The 22,579-nt window shown below is 69.9% G+C and carries 21 protein-coding genes; 13 read left to right on the forward strand and 8 right to left on the reverse strand.

The features are described 5' to 3' along the window. Positions 1–130 precede the first annotated feature (130 nt). From mtrA to hpf, 5 genes are all read left to right on the forward strand, one after another. Positions 131–811 (forward strand): MtrAB system response regulator MtrA, encoded by a 681-nt coding sequence (mtrA, locus tag QNO12_RS03850; RefSeq protein WP_257502884.1) that lies wholly within the window; start codon positions 131–133, stop codon positions 809–811. Between the two features lie 8 nt (positions 812–819). After that, a complete protein-coding gene (mtrB, locus tag QNO12_RS03855; protein ID WP_257502883.1) occupies positions 820–2,526 on the forward strand; it encodes an MtrAB system histidine kinase MtrB in 1,707 nt (568 codons plus the stop codon). Beyond that, on the forward strand, positions 2,523–4,205 hold the full coding sequence (locus tag QNO12_RS03860; RefSeq protein ID WP_257502882.1) for an LpqB family beta-propeller domain-containing protein: 1,683 nt from the start codon (positions 2,523–2,525) through the stop codon (positions 4,203–4,205). Before mtrB ends, QNO12_RS03860 begins: the two co-directional genes overlap by 4 nt. A 99-nt stretch (positions 4,206–4,304) precedes the next feature. After that, on the forward strand, positions 4,305–5,006 hold the full coding sequence (locus QNO12_RS03865) for a ComF family protein (RefSeq protein WP_257502881.1): 702 nt from the start codon (positions 4,305–4,307) through the stop codon (positions 5,004–5,006). 89 nt (positions 5,007–5,095) lie between these two features. Further along, a complete protein-coding gene (gene hpf, locus QNO12_RS03870) occupies positions 5,096–5,752 on the forward strand; it encodes a ribosome hibernation-promoting factor, HPF/YfiA family (RefSeq protein ID WP_257502880.1) in 657 nt (218 codons plus the stop codon). Between the two features lie 74 nt (positions 5,753–5,826). On the opposite strand, the gene QNO12_RS03875 is transcribed toward hpf, so the two are convergent. From QNO12_RS03875 to QNO12_RS03885, 3 genes are all read right to left on the reverse strand, one after another. Then, positions 5,827–7,176, reverse strand: coding sequence for a coiled-coil domain-containing protein (locus QNO12_RS03875; protein WP_257502879.1), 1,350 nt, complete (start codon positions 7,174–7,176; stop codon positions 5,827–5,829). A gap of 53 nt (positions 7,177–7,229) precedes the next feature. Further along, positions 7,230–8,963, reverse strand: coding sequence for a DEAD/DEAH box helicase (locus tag QNO12_RS03880; RefSeq protein WP_257502975.1), 1,734 nt, complete (start codon positions 8,961–8,963; stop codon positions 7,230–7,232). A gap of 115 nt (positions 8,964–9,078) precedes the next feature. Then, positions 9,079–9,684, reverse strand: coding sequence for a PadR family transcriptional regulator (locus QNO12_RS03885; RefSeq protein ID WP_257502878.1), 606 nt, complete (start codon positions 9,682–9,684; stop codon positions 9,079–9,081). Positions 9,685–9,934: 250 nt separating this feature from the next. Here QNO12_RS03885 and secA point away from each other — a divergent pair, with 250 nt between their 5' ends. The 3 genes from secA to QNO12_RS03900 all read left to right on the forward strand — a co-directional run bounded on the left by secA (position 9,935) and on the right by QNO12_RS03900 (position 14,599). Continuing rightward, positions 9,935–12,742 carry a preprotein translocase subunit SecA gene (gene secA, locus QNO12_RS03890; RefSeq protein ID WP_257502877.1) on the forward strand — a complete coding sequence of 936 codons (2,808 nt, stop codon included), beginning with the start codon at positions 9,935–9,937 and terminating at the stop codon, positions 12,740–12,742. Between the two features lie 138 nt (positions 12,743–12,880). Next, positions 12,881–14,107, forward strand: a complete 1,227-nt coding sequence (locus QNO12_RS03895; RefSeq protein ID WP_257502876.1) for a pyridoxal phosphate-dependent aminotransferase — start codon at positions 12,881–12,883, stop codon at positions 14,105–14,107. Between the two features lie 144 nt (positions 14,108–14,251). Then, on the forward strand, positions 14,252–14,599 hold the full coding sequence (locus QNO12_RS03900; protein WP_257502875.1) for a hypothetical protein: 348 nt from the start codon (positions 14,252–14,254) through the stop codon (positions 14,597–14,599). Positions 14,600–14,656: 57 nt separating this feature from the next. On the opposite strand, the gene QNO12_RS03905 is transcribed toward QNO12_RS03900, so the two are convergent. After that, positions 14,657–15,097, reverse strand: coding sequence for an Rv3235 family protein (locus QNO12_RS03905; RefSeq protein WP_257502874.1), 441 nt, complete (start codon positions 15,095–15,097; stop codon positions 14,657–14,659). A gap of 128 nt (positions 15,098–15,225) precedes the next feature. On the opposite strand from QNO12_RS03905, the gene QNO12_RS03910 reads away from it, so the two are divergent. After that, on the forward strand, positions 15,226–15,825 hold the full coding sequence (locus tag QNO12_RS03910; RefSeq protein WP_257502873.1) for a hypothetical protein: 600 nt from the start codon (positions 15,226–15,228) through the stop codon (positions 15,823–15,825). Between the two features lie 67 nt (positions 15,826–15,892). Here the strand turns inward: QNO12_RS03910 and QNO12_RS03915 are convergent, their stop codons facing one another. Further along, complete coding sequence (locus QNO12_RS03915) at positions 15,893–16,174, reverse strand: helix-turn-helix domain-containing protein (protein ID WP_257502872.1); 282 nt, start codon at positions 16,172–16,174, stop codon at positions 15,893–15,895. A 98-nt stretch (positions 16,175–16,272) separates the two neighbouring features. Between QNO12_RS03915 and QNO12_RS03920 the strand changes: the two genes are divergently transcribed. The 3 genes from QNO12_RS03920 (at position 16,273) to QNO12_RS03930 (ending at position 19,744) form a co-directional block, all read left to right on the forward strand. Further along, a complete protein-coding gene (locus QNO12_RS03920; RefSeq protein WP_257502871.1) occupies positions 16,273–16,902 on the forward strand; it encodes an SAF domain-containing protein in 630 nt (209 codons plus the stop codon). Next, positions 16,899–18,188 carry a CpaE/TadZ family protein gene (locus tag QNO12_RS03925; protein WP_257502870.1) on the forward strand — a complete coding sequence of 430 codons (1,290 nt, stop codon included), beginning with the start codon at positions 16,899–16,901 and terminating at the stop codon, positions 18,186–18,188. The genes QNO12_RS03920 and QNO12_RS03925 overlap by 4 nt, the downstream gene beginning before the upstream one ends. Before the next feature lie 68 nt (positions 18,189–18,256). Further along, positions 18,257–19,744, forward strand: a complete 1,488-nt coding sequence (locus QNO12_RS03930) for a sensor histidine kinase (protein ID WP_257502869.1) — start codon at positions 18,257–18,259, stop codon at positions 19,742–19,744. Positions 19,745–20,102: 358 nt separating this feature from the next. Here QNO12_RS03930 and QNO12_RS03935 read toward each other — a convergent pair whose 3' ends face one another. After that, positions 20,103–20,351, reverse strand: coding sequence for a WhiB family transcriptional regulator (locus tag QNO12_RS03935; protein WP_019182239.1), 249 nt, complete (start codon positions 20,349–20,351; stop codon positions 20,103–20,105). Between the two features lie 248 nt (positions 20,352–20,599). On the opposite strand from QNO12_RS03935, the gene QNO12_RS03940 reads away from it, so the two are divergent. Further along, complete coding sequence (locus QNO12_RS03940) at positions 20,600–20,995, forward strand: histidine kinase (RefSeq protein ID WP_257502867.1); 396 nt, start codon at positions 20,600–20,602, stop codon at positions 20,993–20,995. Positions 20,996–21,002: 7 nt separating this feature from the next. Here QNO12_RS03940 and bcp read toward each other — a convergent pair whose 3' ends face one another. Then, complete coding sequence (gene bcp / locus QNO12_RS03945) at positions 21,003–21,479, reverse strand: thioredoxin-dependent thiol peroxidase (protein WP_257502866.1); 477 nt, start codon at positions 21,477–21,479, stop codon at positions 21,003–21,005. Positions 21,480–21,521: 42 nt separating this feature from the next. Further along, positions 21,522–22,571, reverse strand: a complete 1,050-nt coding sequence (gene rsgA / locus QNO12_RS03950) for a ribosome small subunit-dependent GTPase A (protein WP_257502865.1) — start codon at positions 22,569–22,571, stop codon at positions 21,522–21,524. Between the last annotated feature and the right edge of the window lie 8 nt (positions 22,572–22,579).

Below are 22,579 nucleotides of genomic sequence, written 5' to 3' on the forward strand. Positions count from 1 at the left end.
GTCCTCCGGTGCGCGCCCGGCCCGCGTTCGGCCTGTCCACAGCCGGTGTCCACTACTCTGTGGGAAGCGCACGGGGAAGGCGTGAGAACGGCGCGCGCCCCGGCCCGACGCAAAGGACGAAACGCGGGAGATGACATCACGCATCCTGGTGGTCGATGACGACACGGCCCTGGCCGAGATGATCGGCATCGTCCTTCGCACGGAGGGATTCGAAACGGCGTTCTGCGCAGACGGTTCCAAGGCGGTCGAGACCTGGCGTGCCGAGCGTCCGGATCTGATCCTGCTGGACCTCATGCTTCCCGGGATGGACGGCATCGAGATCTGCACGCGGATACGCGCCGAATCCGGGGTTCCGATCATCATGCTCACCGCACGCACCGACACCGCGGACGTGGTCAAGGGCCTCGAATCCGGCGCCGACGACTACATCGTGAAGCCGTTCAACCCGAAGGAACTGGTCGCGCGCATCCGCACCCGGCTGCGCCCGGCCGCGCAGCAGGCGAACGAGACGCTGCGCATCGGCGACCTCACCGTCGACGTGGCCGCCCACGAGGTGCGCCGCGACGAGTCGCCGATCGCGCTGACACCGCTTGAATTCGAGCTGCTGGTGGCCCTGGCCTCGAAGCCGCAGCAGGTCTTCTCTCGGGAGATGCTGCTGGAACAGGTCTGGGGCTACCACTACAAGGCCGACACCCGCCTCGTCAACGTGCACGTCCAGCGCCTCCGCGCCAAGGTGGAACTCGACCCCGACAACCCGAAGATCGTCACGACGGTGCGCGGCGTCGGCTACCGCGCCGGCGCTGTGGTGTGAGGTCGTCGATGCCCCCCGCAACGGCGGTGACGGCATCCCGCCTCCCGGCGACCGCGTGGCGTGACTGGCGCTCGTGGCCGGACAGCCTTGCGAATCTGTGGCGGCGGTCGCTGCGGTTCCGGACGATCCTGATCACGCTGGCGCTGACGGCCCTCGCGATCCTCGTCGCGTGCATCTGGATGGCGCTGGCGATTCAGAACGATCTGTTCCAGGCCCGCAAGGACCAGGTGCTGCGCGATTCGCTGCGGGCCACTCAGGCGGCACAGGCCACTCTGGATGCCGCCGCCGTCCAGGGCGACACGGTACAGATCCAGAACCTGTGGAACAGCGTGCGGGCCACACTGGCGGAGCGGTCCTCGACCGACATGATCGCCGCGTTCCGGATCGATCGGACCCCGTCCCAGCTGGCACCGCAGGACTTCACCACCCCGGGTCTGACCGAGCAGGTGATCTCCGAGGGCATGCACGAAGCGGTGCAGTCGGACGCGGCGCAGCAGTGGTGGCAGTCCGTCGAGCTTCCCCTGACGAACGGACCGGTGCCCGGGATCATCGTCGGTCAGCAGCTGACGGTTCCCGACGTGGGCGGCTACGAGCTGTACCTGGCATACGACCTGGACAGCGCGTCTCAGACCCTCGGCTTCGTGCAGACCACGCTGTGGATCGTCGGCAGCTCCCTGGTCGTGCTGATCGGGGCGATCTCCTGGTTCGTTCTGCGCTCGGTGACCATCCCCATCGGCGAGGCGGCGGACACCAGTGCCAAGCTCGCCGCCGGAGAGCTCGGCGTGCGCCTGCCCGTGCGCGGCGAAGACGAGCTGGCCACCCTGGGACGGTCCTTCAACGCCATGGCCGACAGCATCGAATCGCAGATCAAGGAGCTCGCCGATCTTTCCCTGGTCCAGCAGCGATTCGTCTCGGATGTCTCGCACGAACTGCGCACACCACTCACGACCATCCGGCTGGCGGCGGACATGATCAACGACCACCGGCAGAGCTTCGATCCCGCCACCGCGCGCGCAGCCGAACTGCTGAACGCGCAGGTGCAGCGTTTCGAGACGCTGCTGACCGATCTGCTCGAGATCAGCCGCTACGACGCCGGTTCGGTGCAGCTCGAGCTCGAGCCGACCAGCCTTGCACACCTCGCCGAAGACGTGATCGCGTCGATGCATCAGCTGGCCGAACAGCACGGCACCGACGTGCGTCTGGTCGCTCCGGGGGGTTATTCGCCGGTCGAGATGGACCCCCGCCGAGTGCGCCGCATCGTGCGCAACCTCCTGGGCAACGCGATCGAGCACGGTGAGGGCAGGCCGATCGTGATCACGGTCGACAGCGACCAGCAGGCGGTTGCCATCGGCGTGCGCGACTACGGCCTCGGCATGACGCCGCAGGACGCGGAGCGGGTGTTCGACCGGTTCTGGCGCGCCGATCCGTCGCGCACGCGCACGATCGGCGGCACCGGCCTGGGGCTGTCCATCGCGCTCGGCGACGCGCGGCTGCACGGCGGCGAGCTGGCCGTGTGGTCCGATCTGGGCCGCGGTTCCCACTTCGTCCTGACTCTTCCCCGCCACGGCGGCGTCCTGACCGCCCCCTCGCCCATCCCGGCGGATCCGGGGGATGACTCCGGCGCCGCACTGGAGGACTTCGGCCTCACCCAGCCCATCCAGATCCCGACCGGCGAGGTCCGGGCGGATGCCGCGACCCGGGGGAGTGCATCGTGAGAGCGCGTCGGGGCATCGCTGCCGTCGTCGCGGCCGCAGCCCTCGTCCTGTCCGCGTGCGCCGGTCTGCCGGCCGGCGGGCCGGTGAATCCGGGGCTGGCGGCGGGGGATGATGCGTTCTCGCCGGAGTTCCTCTTCCGTCCCGACGAGCCGCAGCCCGGAGCGACCCCCGAGCAGATCGTCGAGGGCTTCATCCGCGCCGGGTCCGGTCCCGGACCCGCGGCGAACTGGGACGTCGCGCGCATGTTCCTCGCGCCATCGATCCGGGAGACCTGGAAGCCGGAGGCGAGCGTCACGATCGATGTGCCGGACGAGCGCACTGCGGTCGCGCCGACCGAGGGCGCCGTGTCGGTGTCCCTGGTCGCGGTGGCGACGGTGGACCAGACCGGTGCCTATCAACCGGCCGAGGCGGGCATCACCCAGCTCTCGTTCCACCTCGCCCAGCAGGACAACGGCGAGTGGCGGATCACCGAGGCGCCGGATGGGGTGGTCGTGGACCGCGACGTGTTCGCGAATGTCTTCCACCGCTATTCGCTGATGTTCTTCGATCCCACGTGGCAGTTCCTGGTGCCCGACGTGCGCTGGTTCCCGACGACCAACGCCGCGACGCGGATCGCCGGAGCTCTGGTGAACGGCGCGCCCAGTCCCTGGCTGCTGGATTCGGTGCGCAACGCCTTTCCCGAGGGTGTCTCGCTGGCCCGCCCCTCCGTGCCGTTGGAGTCCGGAGTGGCCCAGGTGGCGCTCAGTGCGGACGCGCTGCTGATCGAGCCCACGACCCTGGACCGGATGCAGACCCAGCTGACCGCGAGCCTGGCCACCGCCGGTGTCTCCCGGGCTCAGATGTCGGTGGAGTCCGCACCGCTGATCGCCGAGCCGGTCGCCACCCGCTCCACGCGGGTGACCGGTCCGCCTCTGGTGCTCACCGAGGAGGGGTTCGGCTTCCTCGCGGGCGACGAACTCACGCAGATCCCCGGTCTGTCGGCGTCGATGGCCAACGTGATTCCCACCGCCATCCAGGTCGCCACCGACCGGGACTTCGCCGCCGTGCGGCTCGTGGACGGCACGGTCGCGCGCGTGCCGGCGGGCGGCGGTGTCACCGTGGTGGACTCTCGAGCCGGTCTGGTCAATCCGAGCGCCGACCCGTTCGGCTACATCTGGAGCGTTCCGCGCGACCAGCCCTCGGCGGTGACGGTGTTCTCCGCCGGGGGCCAGCAGTTCCCGATCGCCGACGCCTGGCCCGGAGCGACGCAGATCGTCGCCATGACGGTGTCGCGGGACGGCGCGCGGCTCGCGGCGCTGCTGGTCGCCGGTGACCGGACGGAGGTGCGGGTGGCCGGTGTCGTCCGCGGCGACGACAATCAGCCGATCCGGATCGGCGACCCGGTGCCTCTCGGTGTGCTCTCCGGCGCGGGGGCGGGTCTGACCTGGCTGGACGACGTCAGCCTCGGCGTGCTGACAGCACGTGCCGAGGGGCCGCTGTTCACCGAGCAGCTGGCCGGGGGTCCCGGTTCGACCATCGACGCGCCGATCGGTGCCGCATCGATAGCCGGGGCGAACTCGATCTCGAGCGTCCGCCTCCGCGCCGAGGACGGGTCGCTGTTCGTCAAGCGGGGGGCGAACTGGCAGCGCACCACCGGCGGCGTCCTCGTCCTGGCCACCCAGCAGGGCTCGCCCCCGTAGCCGCCGCCCGCATTCCTCCCCAGCCTGGGCGGGTTCGATGTCATGCACGGACGAGCCGCCGTCCAGCCCTGCGGCGGCGCATGGCGTCATCGTGGGCGAGTGAAGCAAACCGGATGGGTCGGCACGACGGTGCGCGAGGCGCTGGGCGGCGCGCTTGCGCTCGTGTTGCCGATCGCGTGCGCCGGATGCGATGAGCCCGACGTCGCACTGTGCGAGGACTGCCGCGGCCTCCTGCTGCCGTCCGTCGAGCACAGCCTCCCGGGGGTGTGGAGCGGTCTGCGATTCGAAGGGGTGACCGCCCGGGTGGTGCGCGCCCTGAAGGAGGACGGCCGGACGGGTCTGGCCCGCCATCTCGCGCCGGCGCTGCGGGCCGCAGTGGGTGCGGCGGAGGCCGCGGCATCCGCACCTCCCGACGGGGCCGCATCGGCCAGCACGACCGTCGTCGTGCCCGTTCCGACCTCGCGTGCCGGCTATCGGCGCCGCGGCTACCGGGTGGTCGAACTGGTGGCGCGCCGCGGTGGCCTGCGGCCTGCGCGGCTGCTGCGGATCGGGCGCGTCACGGCCGATCAGCGCGGTCTGGACCGGGCCGAGCGCCGCCGGAACGTCGCCGGCTCGCTGGTCGCAGGCAGCGTCGAAGGCCTGCGCGTCGTCGTCGTCGATGACGTCGTGACGACCGGAGCGACCCTGGCCGAGGCGGTCCGCGCCCTGCGGGCCGGCGGCGCCGAGGTGATCGGGGCTGCGGCCATCGCGGGCACACCACGGCACGGCGCAGGTAGTGACGCATTCGCGACTCCCAGGTGACAGGCGACCCGGGGCCGGGATAGCGTGGGGATGACAAGGCGACTCAGGGTCCGCCCTTGGCCGGGCGGACCGGAACAAGGAGGTCAAGGATGGAAACCAGCATTGTCGGCGTGGGAGTGGGCATCACCGATCGCTTCCGCTCGGTTGTTGACGACAAGACCGCCCGCATCGAGACCCTTGCGCCACGCGCTCAGCGCGTGGATGTCAAAGTGACCCACCGGGCGTACCACAACGGTCGCATGGAGGACGAAACGGTCGAGCTGACGCTCACCGGGCGGGGTCCTCTGGTTCGGGCCGAGGCAACAGACGCCGACAAGTTCGCCGCGCTGGACATGGCGGTGGACAAGCTGTGCGAGCAGCTGCGGCGCGCGAAGGACAAGCGCGTCGATGCCCGCAACCACCCGCGCGGTGCCAAGTTCGAGAAGGAGAGCGGCGAGCTCTCCGGCATCGACGTGCAGCCGGCATCGATGGATGTGATCCAGGCTGTGGCCACCGGAGAGATCCCGGTGGTGGCCGGCGGCCAGGACGAGGCGGATTACACCCCCGTGGTCATCCGCACGAAGGAGTTCGACCCGGAGTGGATGTCTGTCGAGGAAGCCGTTGACCGCATGGAACTGGTCGGGCACGACTTCTTCCTGTTCATCGACGCGCGCACCGATCACCCCAGCGTCGTGTACCGCCGCAAAGGCTGGGATTACGGCGTGATCTCTCTGACCACCCAGACGGCGCCGGCGGCAGTCGCGTAGCGGCCGGGAGCTCTGGTCCGCTCAGTGGAGCGCACGGAAAACGGGATGCCTCGCACGAGGCATCCCGTTTTCCGTCAGTCGAACATGCCGCCCAGCAGGCTGCCGATGACCAGGCCGCCGAGGATGCCGCCCATCGGATCCCCGCGACGCTGGCCGCCGTCGTCGCCGCCGCCGTACCCCCATCCGCCGGGTCCGCCGGGGGGCCGCGACTGGTCGATGTCGCGCTGCGCGAGCTGAAGTCCCTCGCTGGCGAGGTACGCGATCCGGCGCGACATCGCCAGCGCCTGCTCGCGGTGATCCTCGTCGATGACGGTGGCGGCGGCGGCCGAGGCGCCCAGGTAACGGTCGAGGTCGAGACGGATCCGCTCTGCTTCGGCCACGCGCGTGCGGGCGTCGGCGCCGATCCAGCCGCGGTGCCCGGCGATCACGTCGCGCGCCACCGCCAGCTGCCGGTCCGCGTCGTCGATGGAGTGACGGACCTGCTCGAGCGGGGGGATCTGGCGCGCCGCACGCTCGCGCGCGGTCTCGATGGCCGCGTCCAGGCCGGTGTTGGCCGCGCGGAGGCGGGTCAGGTCCGTGAACGGATTGGTCTTCGCGCCGACCGGCGGCAACGAGGCGAGGGCCTGTTCGAGCGAGGCCACGGCGGTGGCCACCCCGGGCACGGCCGGGGCGTTGCGGGCCTCGACCAGATCCCCGCGCGAGTCCTCCACGACGGCGGCGAGCGTGGATTCGGCGCGGAGCGCCTCGATCTCGAAGGTCTCGACGGCGTCGATCAGCGCGACCGCGCGGCGCCCCGCCTCGATAGCCGTCTCCAGTGCCAGATTCGCCTGCTCCCGCTGCCCGGCTTCGCGGCGACGCGACGCGATACCCGCGCTGTGCTGAGCGAACTTCAGCAGCTGTTCGGCTTCATCCGCGTTCTCGGCGACCTGCCGCAGGGCATCGTCGGAGTAGCGCTCCGCCAGGCGGGCGATGGTCTCGCGGGTGTGGGGGAGGCGGGCACGCTGGCGCTCCGCATCCGCCTCGAGCGCGGCGAGGATCTCGGGAGCGCGTCGGGCCTTGGCGATCGGCTCGGCGAGCGCCGCCGTGCGGTCATCGAGCAGCTCCTGAGCCCACTCGCTGAGCTGCACGATCCGCGCGTTGCGGGTGCGCAGCTCCTCCGGGGTGTCCGGGATCTCGTCGAAGTTCAGCTGATTGAGGTGGAAGGCCTCCTGCAGGTGCTGGCGCACCGAGGTGAGAGCCTCGCGCAGCTCGCGGGTCGGCCCGACGCCCAGTTCCGCCTCGGCGAAGTCGAGCTCGTCGGTGGTGACGCGGAGTCGCTCATCGGCCTCGACCAGCGCCCTGCCCGCGCGCCGGGCCAGGTCGGCGTCCTGCGCCTCCAGCGCTTCCTGCTCTTCTCGCTTGCGTTTACCCCAGAATCCAGCCATGAGTAGATCCTAGGTTCGCTTCCGGGGTGCACGTCTGCGGTTCGCCGACGCGGTCACGCGTCGTCGACGGAGTCCCGATGACGCGGTTTGCGCGCAGGACGGTCGTCTGCGTCCGGCCGGCGCGGTCCGCCGGAGTCCGGACGCAGCTCGATGAGCTTTCCCGAGATGCGCGTGTCGGCGAGTCGTGCGAGCGTCTCGGCGGACAGGTCTGCCGGCAGCTCGACGAGCGAGAAGTCGGGACGGATCTGGATCGCACCGAAATCGCCGCGGCTGAGTCCGCCTTCGTTGGCCAGCGCGCCGACGATCTGGCGCGGCTCGACGCGGTGGCGTTTGCCGACAGCCAGGCGATACGTGGCCATCCGGCTGTTGCTGGTCCGCTGACGCCGCTCGGGGCGCTCAGCGCGGTCGTCGCGGTCGAATCGTCCGGGCCGCTCGCCGCGGTCGCTGCGGTCGTCGCGGTCGAATTTCTGTCGCGCCGGTTCCGGCTCCAGCAGCAGCGGCGATTCGCCCTGGGCGACGACGGCCAGCGCCGCGGCGACATCGACCTCGGGGACGTCGTGGTGGCGCACGTAGTGGGCGATGACGTCCCGGAAGCCGGCGATCCGCTCGGTCTGATCCAGCGCCGCGGTGATCCGGTCGTCGAAGCGGGCCAGGCGGGTAACGTTGACGTCTTCGGCGGTGGGCAGCTGCATCTGGGTGAGCGGCTGGCGGGTCGCCCGCTCGATCGCCGAAACGAGGCCGCGCTCGCGCGGGGTGACGAAGCTGATCGCGACGCCGGTGCGTCCGGCGCGGCCGGTGCGGCCGATGCGGTGCACGTAGGACTCGGGGTCGGTGGGGATGTCGAAGTTGATCACGTGCGAGATCCGGTCGACGTCCAATCCACGGGCTGCGACATCCGTCGCCACCAGGATGTCGAGCTTGCCGGACTTGAGCTGGTTCACGGTCCGCTCGCGCTGCACCTGGGCGATGTCGCCGTTGATCGCGGCGGCGCTGTAGCCGCGTGCGCGCAGCTTCTCCGCGACCTCCTCGGTCGCGGACTTGGTGCGGGCGAACACGATCATGCCCTCGAAGTTCTCCACCTCCAGGATGCGGGTGAGCGCATCGATCTTCTGCTGGAAGGACACGATCAGGTACCGCTGCGTCGTGGAGGCCGAGGTGGTCGTCTTGGTCTTGACGGTGATCTCTTCGGGGTCGTGCAGATACTGCTTCGACATGCGGCGGATCGCGGCCGGCATCGTCGCGGAGAACAGAGCGACCTGCTTGGTCGACGGCGTGTCGGCGAGGATCGTCTCGACATCCTCGGCGAAGCCCATTTTGAGCATCTCATCGGCCTCGTCCAGCACCAGGTACTTCAGCTCGGACAGATCCAGCGTGCCCTTGTCCAGGTGATCCATGATGCGCCCGGGCGTGCCGACGATGATGTGCACGCCCCGGCGCAGTGCGGACAGCTGCACCCCGTAGCCCTGACCGCCGTACACCGGCAGCACGCGGACGCCGCGTGTGTGCGAGGCGTACTTCTCGAACGCCTCGCAGACCTGAAGCGCGAGTTCGCGCGTGGGTGCGAGCACGAGCGCCTGGGGCGACTTCTGCGACACGTCCAGGCGGTCCAGGATGGGCAGCGCGAACGCCGCCGTCTTGCCGGTTCCGGTCTGCGCGAGACCGACGACGTCGCGTCCGGCCAGCAGCGTCGGGATCGTCGCAGCCTGGATGGCGGACGGGGTCTCGTACCCGACGTCGCGGAGCGCCTTGAGCACCGCATCGCCCAATCCGAGGTCGGCGAACGTCATCGCGGCGGGCTCCTCAGGAGCCGCGGCCTCGACGGAGACATCGTCTGTTGACACAGTTAAGGGTAAGGCGTCCGCCTGAGAGCTCACACCGCACCCACCACCGGGGCGATGCGGCTCAGGCGATCGCGACCGTCTCGACGCGCGCCGGGCGCCCCCGCTTGGGACGCTCGCTGGCCAGTGCGAGCGGCGTCGCGGCTTCCGGATGCCGGGACAGCAGGCGCTGGGTCTCCTCCAACCACCGCAGCTCTGCTTCGGCGTGCGCGATCCCGGCCTCGGCGATCAGCGTGCGGCCCAGCTCCTGCGGACCGGGCAGCGACGCAGCCGCGCGTGCGACCCGGGTCAGCTCGTCCAGCTGCGCCCGGGAGGCCTGCTGCTGCGCGCGGATGATGCCCGCGACGTCCACCCCCGGCAGGCTGGTCGCGACGGCGAGCTTGGTCGCCAGTTCGTCGCGGGCACCCTGACTCCGCTCGACCGGGGCGGCCAGCCATGACGCCACCGCGGCGGACCCGGCATCCGTGATGGCGTAATACACGTGCCCGTGGCTGTCGGTCTCCCCCTTCTGGACGAACCCGTCACGCTCGAGCCGGTCCAGGGTGTTGTAGATCTGCCCGACATTCAGCGGCCGGCTGGAACCGGTCCGCCGCTCGAACTCCGCTCGCAGCTGGTACCCGTAGCAGGGACCTTGGTCGAGGATGGCCAGCAGGCTCTGCCGCACCGACATGGGAACTCCCGCTTCTGTCTGCACGCCCGTTGCATGCATACCCGGTATGTAGTCACGGAGTATATGCATACCGGGAAAGCACCGCGGGATGCCGGGATCCTGCGTGTCGGTCGCCGCGCGCGCCGCATGCGCTCTCAGTCACAGGGCACTCCAAGGTCACAGGCGGATAACATGACTGGGTATGCCTGTGCGCTCAGCGTCGGGCGGCGAAGGCGCGGATCGCGCCGCACCTGACAGATGGAGATGCTTCGTGGCCAACGCTCTCGAGAAACTGCTTCGTGCCGGGGAGGGACGGATCCTCCGGCGCCTCAAGCAGGTCGTGAAGGCGGTCAACGCCCTCGAAGAGGACTACGCGCACTTGACCGACGATGAGCTGCGCGGTGAGACCGCAGAGCTGCGCGCCCGCTTCGAGGCCGGTGCCACCCTGGACCAGCTGATGCCGGAAGCCTTCGCCGCGGTGCGCGAGGCGTCCAAGCGCACCCTGGGCCAGCGGCCGTACGACGTGCAGATCATGGGCGGCGCGGCGCTTCATCTGGGCAACATCGCCGAGATGAAGACCGGTGAGGGCAAGACGCTGACCGCGGTGTTCCCGGTGTATCTGAACGCGATCGCCGGCAAGGGCGTGCACGTGATCACCGTCAACGACTACCTGGCGTCCTACCAGTCCGAGCTGATGGGGCGCATCTACCGGGCGCTCGGGATGACCACCGGCACCATCGTCGCCGGTCAGACCCCGGACATCCGCCGTCAGCAGTACGAGGCGGACATCACCTACGGCACCAACAACGAGTTCGGGTTCGACTACCTGCGCGACAACATGGCGTGGCGCAAAGAAGACCTGGTCCAGCGGGGGCACTACTTCGCGATCGTCGACGAGGTCGACTCGATCCTCATCGACGAGGCCCGTACTCCGCTGATCATCTCGGGGCCGTCCTCGGGCGAGGCGAACCGGTGGTTCGTGGAGTTCGCGAAGATCGCCAAGACCCTCGAGGCGGGCGTCGACTACGAGGTCGATGAGAAGAAGCGCACCATCGGCGTGCTCGAGCCCGGCATCGAGAAGGTCGAGGACTACCTCGGCATCGACAACCTGTACGAGTCGGCGAACACCCCCCTCATCTCGTTCCTGAACAACTCGATCAAGGCCCTCGCCCTGTTCAAGCGCGACACGGACTACGTCGTGATGAACGACGAGGTGATGATCGTCGACGAGCACACCGGCCGCATCCTGGTCGGGCGGCGCTACAACGAGGGCATCCACCAGGCCATCGAGGCCAAGGAGGGCGTGCCGGTCAAGGCCGAGAACCAGACTCTGGCGACCGTGACGCTGCAGAACTACTTCCGCCTGTACGAGAAGCTCGCCGGGATGACCGGTACCGCCGAGACCGAGGCGGCGGAGTTCATGTCCACCTACCAGCTCGGCGTGGTCCCCATCCCGACGAACAAGCCGATGATCCGCAAGGATCAGTCCGACCTGGTGTACAAGAACGAGCAGGCCAAGTTCGACCAGGTCGTCGAGGACATCGTCAAGCGCCACGAGACCGGTCAGCCCGTCCTGGTCGGCACGGTGAGTGTCGAAAAGAGCGAGTACCTGTCCCGGCTGCTGGCGAAGAAGGGCATCAAGCACGAGGTCCTCAACGCCAAGAACCACGCCCGCGAGGCGGAGATCGTCGCCCGCGCGGGACGCCTGGGCGCGGTCACCGTCGCGACCAACATGGCCGGCCGTGGCACCGACATTATGCTGGGCGGCAACGCCGAATTCCTCGCCGTCCAGGAGATGAAGGCCAAGGGCCTGGACCCGGTCGAGACGCCGGAGGAGTACGAGGCGGAGTGGGATGCCGTGTACGAGGGCACCCGCGAGCACGTCGCCGAGGAGGCGACCAAGGTGGTGGAGGCGGGCGGCCTGTACGTGCTGGGCACCGAGCGTCACGAGTCGCGCCGCATCGACAACCAGCTGCGTGGACGTTCCGGCCGCCAGGGCGACCCGGGGGAGAGCCGCTTCTACCTGTCGCTGACGGATGACCTGATGCGCCTGTTCCAGTCCGGTGCGGCCGAGGCGATCCTCGCGCGCACGAATTTCCCGGACGACGTGGCCATCGAATCGACCATGGTCTCGCGCGCCATCAAGAGCGCGCAGTCTCAGGTCGAAGGGCGCAACGCCGAGATCCGCAAGAACGTCCTCAAGTACGACGACGTCCTGAACCGTCAGCGCGAGGCGATCTACTCCGACCGCCGGCACATCCTCGAGGGCGATGACATCGCCGATCGCGTGCAGCACTTCATCGAGGATGCGATCAACGCCGTGATCGACGATCACACCTCCAGTGGACACACCGAGAGCTGGGACTTCGATGCCCTCTGGACCGAGCTGAAGACGCTCTACCCGGTGGGTGTGACGATCGACGAGGTCGTCTCCGAGGCGGGCACCAAGGGTCGCATCACACCCGAAGGGCTCAAACGCGAGATCCTCTCCGACGCGAAGATCGCGTACAGCAAGCGCGAGGAGACCCTCGGCACGGCCGCAACCCGCGAGCTGGAGCGACGCGTCGTGCTGCAGGTGCTGGATCGCCGCTGGCGTGACCACCTCTACGAGATGGATTACCTCAAGGACGGCATCGGCCTGCGCGCCATGGCGCAGCGCGACCCGCTGATCGAGTACCAGCGCGAGGGCTACCAGATGTTCCAGTCCATGATGGGGCAGATCAAGGAGGAGACGGTCGGGTACCTCTACAACCTCGAAGTAGAGGTGCGTCGTCCCGCCGAAGGCGACGGCGAGGCTGCCGAGGTGCAGGCCAAGGGGCTCGCGATCGTTCCGGTCGAAGGCCAGCGCCTGGAGTACTCCGCGGCCAACGACGCCGGCGAGGTCGAGGTCCGCAACGACCGCGGTCAGGTGCAGCAGGCTGCCACCAACCGTCTTCGTCAGGCCGCGGCATCCGCTGCCCCCGCCGCAGCACCTGTGAAGGAAGCTCCGCGTGGAGCGTTCGGGCAGCGCACGGATGCCGCACCGGCGGCCGCGCCGCAGAACCGGGCGCAGCGCCGCGCGGTCGACAAGAAGAAGTGAGGGCCGCGGGCCAATCCTGACCCGCTGGCCCTCTCGGACGTGGCGGTGGGCCCGCTTTTCGGGCCGGAGCGGCGCTGCCGTGACGCTGTCGATGCGCCGGCGCGCATCGATCCACGTCGCGGCAACTATCCTGAACCGATGAGCCCCCTCCGCCCCCTGGACCAGTCGAGCAAGCTGAAGGACGTTCTCTACGAGATCCGCGGGCAGGCGCTCGTCGAGGCGCATCGCCTCGAGAGCGACGGGCACACCATCCTCAAGCTGAACACCGGTAACCCGGCCGGGTTCGGGTTCGAGGCGCCGTTCCAGATCGTGCGGGACATGATCGAGGCCATCCCGCGCGCGCACGGGTACAGCGACAGCCGCGGCATCATCTCCGCGCGCCGGGCGGTGGTGTACCGCTACGAGCAGCTGGAGACCTTCCCCGCTTTCGGGCCGGACGATGTGTTCCTCGGCAACGGCGTGTCCGAGCTGATCACGATGACCATGCAGGCGCTGCTGGACGAAGGCGACGAGGTGCTCATCCCGGCGCCGGACTACCCGCTCTGGACGGCGATGACCAGCCTCGGCGGCGGCACCCCGCTGCACTACCGCTGCGATGAGCTCAACGGCTGGCAGCCGGACCTGGAGGACATCCGCGCGCAGATCACTCCCCGCACCAAGGCGATCGTGGTGATCAATCCGAACAACCCCACCGGCGCCGTCTACACGCGAGAGGTGCTCGAGGGCATCGCCGCCATCGCGCGGGAGCATTCGCTGCTGCTGCTGTCCGACGAGATCTATGACCGCATCCTCTTCGACGATGCCGAGCACATCCCGATGGCCACCATCGCGCCCGACCTGCTGTGCCTGACCTTCAACGGCCTGTCCAAGACCTATCGCGTCGCCGGATACCGCTCGGGCTGGCTGGTCATCACGGGCCCGCAGGATCATGCGGCGGGCTTCCTGGAGGGCATCAACCTGCTCGCCTCCACGCGCCTGTGCCCGAATGTGCCCGCGCAGCACGCCGTCCAGGCGGCACTGTCGGGGGTGCAGTCGATCGACTCGCTCATCGCCCCGACGGGCCGGCTCCACGAGCAGCGGGATGCCGCGTGGCAGGGTCTCGAGGCGATTCCGGGTGTCAGCTGCGTCAAACCGGCGGGCGCGTTGTACGCGTTCCCCCGTTTCGATCCCGAGGTGTACGAGATCCGCGACGACGCCAAGCTCGTCTACGACTTCCTCGTGGCCGAGCACGTCCTGCTGGTCCAGGGGACCGGATTCAACTGGCCCACGCCCGACCACGTCCGCATCGTGACGCTGCCCGAGGCGAGGGTGCTGTCCGAAGCCATCGAACGGCTCGGGAACTTCCTGTCCTCGTACCGGCAGTGACCGGTCCGGGGTAGGGGTTCCGCCGCCGACCTCCGCACAGAAGGCCGTCCGGGCGCGGCTCGCCGATCTGTGTGTGACGAGGGGCGCGGCCGCGGCATCCGTCAAGCCCTTCCGGGGCCGCCGCACGGGTCCTATCGTGACGACATGTCCATCGAACTGAACAAAGCCGCCCTCCGCAACGCCCGCTCGCTCGTCCGCGACGGAAAGGTCGTCCGTGACGAGCGCGACGACTGGTCGGAGGCGGCGCCCACGGCGGACGAGGAGAACGCGTTCATCGAGCGGGAGGGATGGACGGAGTATTCGCACTGGCACCTCGGCGTCGACCACAGCGAGAACGCGGAGACGAAAGGCGCGTACTCGTTCCCCTTCGGCGACTTCCGCAAAGTGCACCGATCCGGTGTGATCGCCGGCGAGAGCCGCGCCGGTCAGTTCGATCACATCGAGATCCGCGACGCCCTGAAGAAGCTGCTGGAGCTCATCGACACGGAGTGATCCGCTCACGGTGCGGAAACCTGGCTGCAGCGACGCCGGATCAGACCCGGAGCCCGGTCAGAGGAGGGCGAGGGACGTGGCCCGCCAGCGTCCGTCCATGCCCTCCAGCCGCAGCGCGACCGCCCGGGTACGCGCGGGACCCTGCACGATCACGACCGCCTCGAGCACACCGTCCGCCGGGGACGAGTGATGCACCGACAGCAGCGCATGCACCGGGCGCTTCGCGGGCACGCCCCGGGCGCTGCGGGCGCGCGCGGCCAGGTTGGCGCGGGTCACCAGCTTGCGGTACGCATCCTCGGTGAGCCAGCGTGCGAGCTGGTCGACCTCGCGCACCCCTGCGAAGACTTCGAGCACCCCGCGCGTGAGGTTGCGCAGGAACGGCTCCGGGGCGGGAAGGTGCGTGGACGGTGTGCGCTGCGGGGCGAAGAACTCCGAGAGCTCGAGCGCACCGACCGGCGCGGAATCTGCGCGGGCGGCCCGCGAGGGCGTCGTTGCCATGAGTGCCAATCTCGACGGGGGGATGTCTTGCGGAAATTAGACCACGAGGCAAGTACCCGGAAGAAGACTCGAAATCCAGCTGTGGAGAACTTCTCATCCAGTCGTGATGATTGCCCTACTCTCGCTGGGTGCGCTGGGATCGCTTCTTCGACGACCTCGAAGGTCAGCTCGCTTCGGAGTGGGAGGCGGAGCGCGCGGCGCTGGACACCGAGGCAGAGCGGCTGCGGCTTTCGCGGGTCATCCTGCGGGAACGGCTGAGTGCGCTCATCGGTCGCAGCCGCGAGACTCCCGCCCCGTCCTTCGAAGTCGCCGACGGCACCGTGCTGGCCGCGGAGGTGACCGGCGTCGGCGCGGACTGGGCGGCGCTGGAAGGCGGTCGCTCCGGCGCTCTGATCGTACCGTTCGGCGCCATCACGGCCATCGGGATGCCGCACGCGGATGTGCTGCGCAGCGCGCGGCCGGCAGCCGGTCCGGTGTCCCTGGCGGAGCGGATGACGCTCGGCTTCGTGCTGCGCGACCTGGTGCGTCGCCGGGTCTGCATCCGGGCGCATCTGGTGCACGGACGGATGCTCGCCGGAACGATCGATCGCGCCGGAGCGGACCACTTCGACATCGCCCTGCACGAGCCGGGAACGCCGCGGCGTGCTACGGATGTCACCGGGCACCGCCTCGTGCCGTTCTCGGCACTGGCCTGGATCCGCCTGGACGCGGGTGCGGCACTGAGCTGACCGACTGCCGCGCGTTCGACGGGCGCTCGCGCGGTGCGACCCGGTCGACGACCGGTGGCCGCGCCCCTCAGTCCGGCGTGCCGACGATCCCGGTGCCCCACAGCTCCGGGAAGCTGGCCTCGTTCGACTGCCGCCACAGCGCCATGCGCCGTGCCTCCTCGGTCTGCGCGTCGAGGTATTCCGCCACGCTGGCCTCTTCGATCCGCCAGCGCGCCGGGGAGCCCACCCGCATTCCGCGCAGACGGCGCTGTTCCACGAGGGCCATGACCTCATCGACCGTTACTCCGAGCACCTCCGCGACCTGTGCCGGAGCCAGCAGGCGCACGTCAGACGTCGGAATCCCGGACATGTCCCCATTATGTGGGCGGGCCGATCCGTGCCGATGGAGCACACGCGCGCTGTGGATAACCGCGGCGGCGATTCGGCGCTCTGCGTCACGATGGTCTCATGACCGCACTCGAGACCGCTCGGCCCCGACCGCGTGCCTTCTGGGGGGACGTGAGGTTCATCCTCGGCATCCTTCTGGTCATCGCCTCGGTCGCGGGTGTCTGGTTCGTCGTGACCGCTGCCCGGCAGACCGCACCGGCGTTCGCGGCCAGTCGCACCATCGTGCCTGGTGAGGCCATCTCCAGCGACGATGTGCGCGTGGTGGAGGTGGCTCTGGGGCAGGTCGGCGATGCGTACCTGTCCCCGGACGTGCTGGCCGACGGGATGGTCGCCACCCGCACCATCGAATCCGGCGAACTCGTTCCGCGCGCCGCGGTCGGGGATGCGGACGGCCTGCGCACCACCAGCCTGGTCCTGCGCAGCGCCGTCGACGTGCCCGCTTCGGTCGACGCCGGAACGGTGGTCGAGGTCTGGGCTGCGCCGCTGCTCGAGCGCGGACGCTACGACGCGCCGCGCATCCTGGTCGCCGACGCGACCGTCGTCTCGGTGACCCGCGATGACTCGATGATCGGTGGCGGTTCGGCCGCGCTGGAGGTCGTCATCCCGCGAGCCGACGTCGCGGCTGCGCTCGCCGCGATGGCGGACGAGTCGGCGCTGTCGGTCGTTCCCACGTCGGGCGCGACGCCGTGAGGGTCATCGTCGCGGTCGACGAGCCGCACGGCAGCGCGCTCGCGGACGGGCTCGAGCACGAGCGCGTCGAGGTCGTCGCGGTGGTCGCGGCATCCGCTCTGTCCCTGGCAGCGGAGGACGGCGCTCGCGGGACCGAAGGTGAGCGGGTCGCCGGAGCCCTCGCCGAGGCCGACGTCGTCGTGCTGGAAGTGTCTCGGGCGTCCCTGACCGCGGCGTGCGTTGCGCTGTGCGATCGCAACGCCGTGCGGATCGCCCCGCTCAGCAAGGGGCCGGCAGATGACCGGATCGCGGCGGCGTTCGGCCTGGAGCAGACGCTGCCGCTGGGGGTGGAGGCGTGGCAGCTGGCGGAGCGGCTCGGCGGCTCACCCCTGCTCGGGACGACGCACCGCCCGAGTCGGCATCGCGATGCGAGTTCAGAGGCGCCGCGGATCATCGCAGTGTGGGGACCCGCCGGCGCGCCCGGACGAACGACGCTTGCGATCGAGCTCTCGGTCGAGCTGGCCCGCGGGGGTCGGCACGTCGGGCTCGTGGATGCCGATTCGCACGCTCCGTCGATCGCGCTCGCGCTCGGGCTGGCCGACGAGGCGCCCGGGTTCGCCGCCGCATGCCGGCAGGCCGAGCTAGGGGGACTGGACGGCGGCGAGCTCACCCGCATCAGCGCACCCATCGGCCACACCGGGGTGGATGTGCTCACCGGCCTGAACCGTCCCTCGCGCTGGCCGGAGCTGAGTGAGTCCCGGGTGGCGACAGCGCTCGGCGCGTGCCGCGAATGGGCGGACCACACCGTCGTCGACGTCGCGGCGTCCCTCGAGCGCGACGAGGAGATCATGAGCGACCTGGACGGTCCGCGCCGCAACGCCGCCACGCTGTCCGCGCTGCGCAGCGCCGACCTGGTGGTCGCCGTCGCGGCCGCCGACCCGCTGGGGGTCTCCCGGTTCCTGCGCGCCTACCCGGAGCTGCGCGCAGCGATCGGGGCGACACCGGTCGCGGTCGTGGCGAACCGCCTGCGGCCCGGCGCACTCGGCATCGATGCGCGGGGCCAGGTGCGCCGCACCCTGGATCGCTTCGGCGGCGTGACGGACGTCTGGTTCGTGCCCACGGATACCCGCGCCGCCGATGCCGCGCTTCTGGCGGCGCGTCCGATCGGCGAGGTCGCTCCGCGCTCGCCGATCCCGCTTGCGGTGCGACGGCTCGTCGGTGAGGGTGTCGCTCCCGTTCCGGCGCCGGAACGGCGCATCCGGCGCGGCTCGCGCCGCCGCCTTCCCGCGGTGGCGGCGTCCGCGTAGCCGGCTTCCGGCAGCGTCGCCGTGAGCACGCGACGGTGCCGGAAGCGGCCCGACTCTAAGCTTGAGGGATGTCGACGCTCAGCGATCTCGTCTACGCCCAGGGCCGTTCGAGTGCGGAGGACGTCGAGTGGCTCCACCGCCTCGCCGGGGACGGGCAGCTGCTGGCCGACCTGGCCTTCGCGGACATCGTCTTCTGGGTGCCCACTGAGGACGACTCCTTCGTCGCCGTCGCACACACCCGACCCAGCGGCGCGGCGACCCTCTTCTACCGCGACATCGTCGGGGATCGGGTGCGACCGCAGTGGCGCACCCAGGTGCGGGACGCGTTCCAGGGCACCCGGATCGTCGATTCGGCATCCCCGGACTGGTTCGAGGAGACTCCGACCCGTGTCCGGGCGGTGCCGATCGTCCGCTCGCGGGGAACCGAACCGGCGCTGACGATCGGCGTCCTGACCCGGCACACCAATCTCGGTGAGGCCCGCACGCCGTCGCGGCAGCAGATCACCTTCAACGACTGCGCCGACGACCTGTTCGGCATGATCGGGTCCGGCGAGTTCCCCGACCTGGCGGCGCCCACCGCGCCGCGCCGCGGCGCGCCTCGGGCATCGGACGGGCTGATTCGGCTGGACGTGGACGGCATCACGACGTTCGCGAGCCCGAACGCGCTGTCGGCGTTCAACCGGCTCGGTTTCGACGACGAGCTGGAGGGGGAGTCGCTGATCGAGGTCGTGACGCGGATCATGCCCGGCCGGCGCGAATTCGACGAGTCGCTGCCGGTCGTGGTGACCGGCCGCGCACCGTGGCGGACCGATATCGAAGCGCGTGGCGTCACCGTCTCGCTCCGCACGATCCCGCTGCGCGATCGCGGCACCCGGATCGGAGCGATCATGCTCTGCCGTGATGTGACGGAGATCCGCCACCAGGAGCAGGAGCTGATCACCAAGGACGCGACGATCCGCGAGATCCACCACCGGGTCAAGAACAACCTGCAGACGGTCGCATCGTTGCTGCGGATCCAGGCTCGCCGCTCGCACAGCGAGGAGGCCCGTGAGGCCCTCACGCAGGCCATGCGCCGCGTGGCGGCGATCGCCGTCGTTCACGACACACTCTCGGAGGGTCTGGCGCAGAACGTCGATTTCGACGAGGTGTTCGCCCGCGTCCTCAAGCTCGTCGCCGAGGTCGCGGCCGCGCCGAACACGCGCGCCCGCACCCACTCGACGGGCCGCTTCGGCACGCTCCCCAGTGCGTATGCGACGCCGCTCGCGCTGGCGTTGACCGAACTGGTCACCAACGCCGTGGAGCACGGGCTCGCCGGGAAGGAAGGCGATGTGGAGATCGTCACCGAACGCACTGAGGAGCGCCTCGAGGTGCGTGTGCGCGACAGCGGGTCGGGCCTGCCCGAGGGGCAGGTCGGGCAGGGCCTGGGCACGCAGATCGTCCGCACCCTCATCCAGGGGGAGCTCGGCGGCACCATCGACTGGCACACGCTTGTGGGCAGCGGCACCGAGGTCACGATCGACATCCCGATGCGCTACATCGAGCGCGACAATTCGTAGCTCAGGACCCGGCTGCAGGGCCCAGTAGCCGGCTGCCGATCAGCAGCCGGCTGCCGTCCGTCGCAGCGCCCTTGCCCGCCCTGCCGGTCGCCGAAACTCCGCTTCCGCCCTTTCGCGTCCCACTTGTGCATGCTCTGTGCGGCGTGTCGCATGCCGAAGTGGGACACGACCGAGGGGCACCGGACCGACGAGGGAGGCGGGCCGTCGAGGGTCAGGGGAGGCGGGCCGTCGAAGGACAGGGGAGGCGGGGAGTCGACGAGGGAGGCGCCGAGGACGATGGAGGCGCGAGCGGGCGCTTCTGTGCGGCGCAGGCGCTCCTGCGCGGGCTGCGAGCGCGGGGGTGCGGAGGGGACCGCTGTCAGGAGGCGCGACGAGCGCGAGCGGCGCGGCGCTTGAGGGCACGGCGCTCATCCTCGGAGAGCCCGCCCCACACGCCGGAGTCCTGCCCGGATTCCAGGGCGTATTGCAGGCAGATCTCCGTCACGGTGCAACGTGCGCAGACGGATTTGGCCTTCTCGATCTGATCGACAGCGGGGCCGGTGTTCCCTACGGGGAAAAACAGCTCGGGGTCGACGGTCAGGCAGGCAGCCTTATCGCGCCAGTCCATGGGAATGCTCCTTGTGACGGTGATGGGGTGTTACAGAGCCCGGATTCGGGTCCGCTACCCTGTGGGGATGTGCGAGAGATGTCTCGCCCCACCTCGCTGTGGGAGCACACTGCTCTAACAATGGTCCCACAGCGGTCTGCGCGAATCAAGGGTTCAGTGGCACGTTAAGTACCGTTTTGCTGAGGATCCGCCGCATGGTGTAGAGGGTTTCGACAAAGCCGTGACGGCTGACAAGAGGGTTCTGATCAATGCGTACACACACGGTGGACCGGCTCGCGGCGGTCGTGCTGGGGCTCGAAGGACTCGCGGTGGCAGCGCTGGTGGGATGGCAGATCTGGGCGCTCGCCGCCGGTGACACCGGCGCGGTGGAGACCGCCATCGCGTTGCTGGTCCTCACCGCCGTCGGCGCGGCAGCAGTGCTGGCGTTCGCGGTGGCCACCTGGCGGGGGCAGTCATGGGGCCGCTCCGGTGGAGTGGTCACGCAGCTGCTCATCCTGGCCGTCGCGCTGGGCGCGGTGACCGGCGCCTACTCGTCTCCTGCCACCGGGCTCGCCCTCGCCGTCCCCGGGCTGGTCGCGCTCGTTCTGCTGGTGCTCGCCGTCCGCGCAGCCGGCCGTCGAGCCGGGGGAGCGGCGCCTGAATAGCGAGCGTTCAGCCGTCCAGTCCGACGAGCTTGCGCACGCGCGCGACGTGCCCGGTGGCCTTCACGTTGTACAGAGCCTCCTGGATCCCGCCCTCGGGGTCCAGCACGAACGTCGAGCGGATGACGCCCTGGTAGACCCTGCCGTAATTCTTCTTCTCGCCCCACGCTCTGTACTGGCCCAGGACGGTGTGGTCGGGGTCGCTCAGCAGGTCGTAGGTCAGGCCGTCCCGTTCACGGAAGCGCCGCAGCTTCTCGGGCAGATCGGGCGAGATCCCCAGGACGGTGTAGCCCGCGGCCTGCAACGGCGCGAGGCTGTCGCGGAAGTCGCACGCCTCGGTCGTGCAGCCCGGCGTCATGGCCTCGGGGTAGAAGAAGAGCACGACTCCGTGGCCGCGCAGATCGTGCAGGGAGACGGGTTGGTCATCCTGGTTCAGCAGGGTGAAATCGGGGGCGGGGGATCCGGGCTTCAGGACGATGGTGCTCATCCCCCCAGAGTAGGGCGATCCACGTGCGTGGGGGATGCCGGGTCAGGGCTGATGGTGATGGCCGAACGTCAAGAGCAGTCGCTGCAGGGAGTCCAGCCGCGCGGGGCCGTTCGGCCCCAGGCGCCCCTCGGCGACCGCCTCCACGATGGCGCAGTCCGGGGCGTCCGGAAGGTGGGTGCAGCCGCGCGGACAGTCCTTCGCGACCTCGGCGAGCTCGGTGAACGCGCCGAGGATGTTCGCCGGATCGACGTGGCCGAGGCCGAACGAGCGCACGCCGGGTGTGTCGATCACCCATCCGTTGCCGCCGTCGCCCCGATAGCGCAGCGACACCGTGGAGGAGGAGGTGTGCCGCCCGCGCCCGGTCACCTCGTTGACGTGCCCTGTCGCGCGCATCGCACTCGGCACCAGGGCGTTCACGAGCGTGGACTTGCCGACGCCGGAGTGCCCGACGAAGACCGTGGAATGACCGATCAGCTGCGCGCCGATCCGCTCGAGCGGCATCTCCTCCTGCGCGCTGGTGAACACCTCCAGATCGAGCCCCTCGAAGTGCGAGAGGAACTCGGCAGGGTCGGCGAGGTCCGTCTTGGTCACCACGAGGAGGGGACGCACCCCGGCATCCAGCGCCGCGACCAGATAGCGATCGACGAGGCGCTCGCGCGGTTCCGGGTCGGCGGCGGCGACCACGATGAGCATCTGATCCGCGTTGGCCACGATGATCCGCTCGACCTGGTCGGTGTCGTCGGCGGATCGGCGCAGCAGGGACGTGCGCTCCTCGATGCCGACGATGCGCGCGAGGGTCCCCTCGTCGCCGGAGATATCGCCGACCACGCGCGCGCGATCGCCGGTGACGATCTGCATCCTGCGCAGCTCCCGTGCCCGGGTGGCCGAGACGCGGCGCTCGTCGGGCGCATCCTCGTCCACCAGGACCGTGTACCGGCCACGATCGACGCCGAGCACACGGGCGATCACGGCATCCGCATGCGCGGGTCTGCGCTTGGTGCGCGGACGATTCGCCTTCGGATTGGGCCGCGCACGCAGCGTCGTCTCATCGAACTCGGGTTCGTCGTCCTCATCGTCCTCGAGCCAGCTCACCGGGCGCG

It is taken from the genome of Microbacterium sp. zg-B185 (assembly GCF_030246885.1).
In the GTDB taxonomy this organism is placed as follows: Bacteria; Actinomycetota; Actinomycetes; order Actinomycetales; family Microbacteriaceae; genus Microbacterium.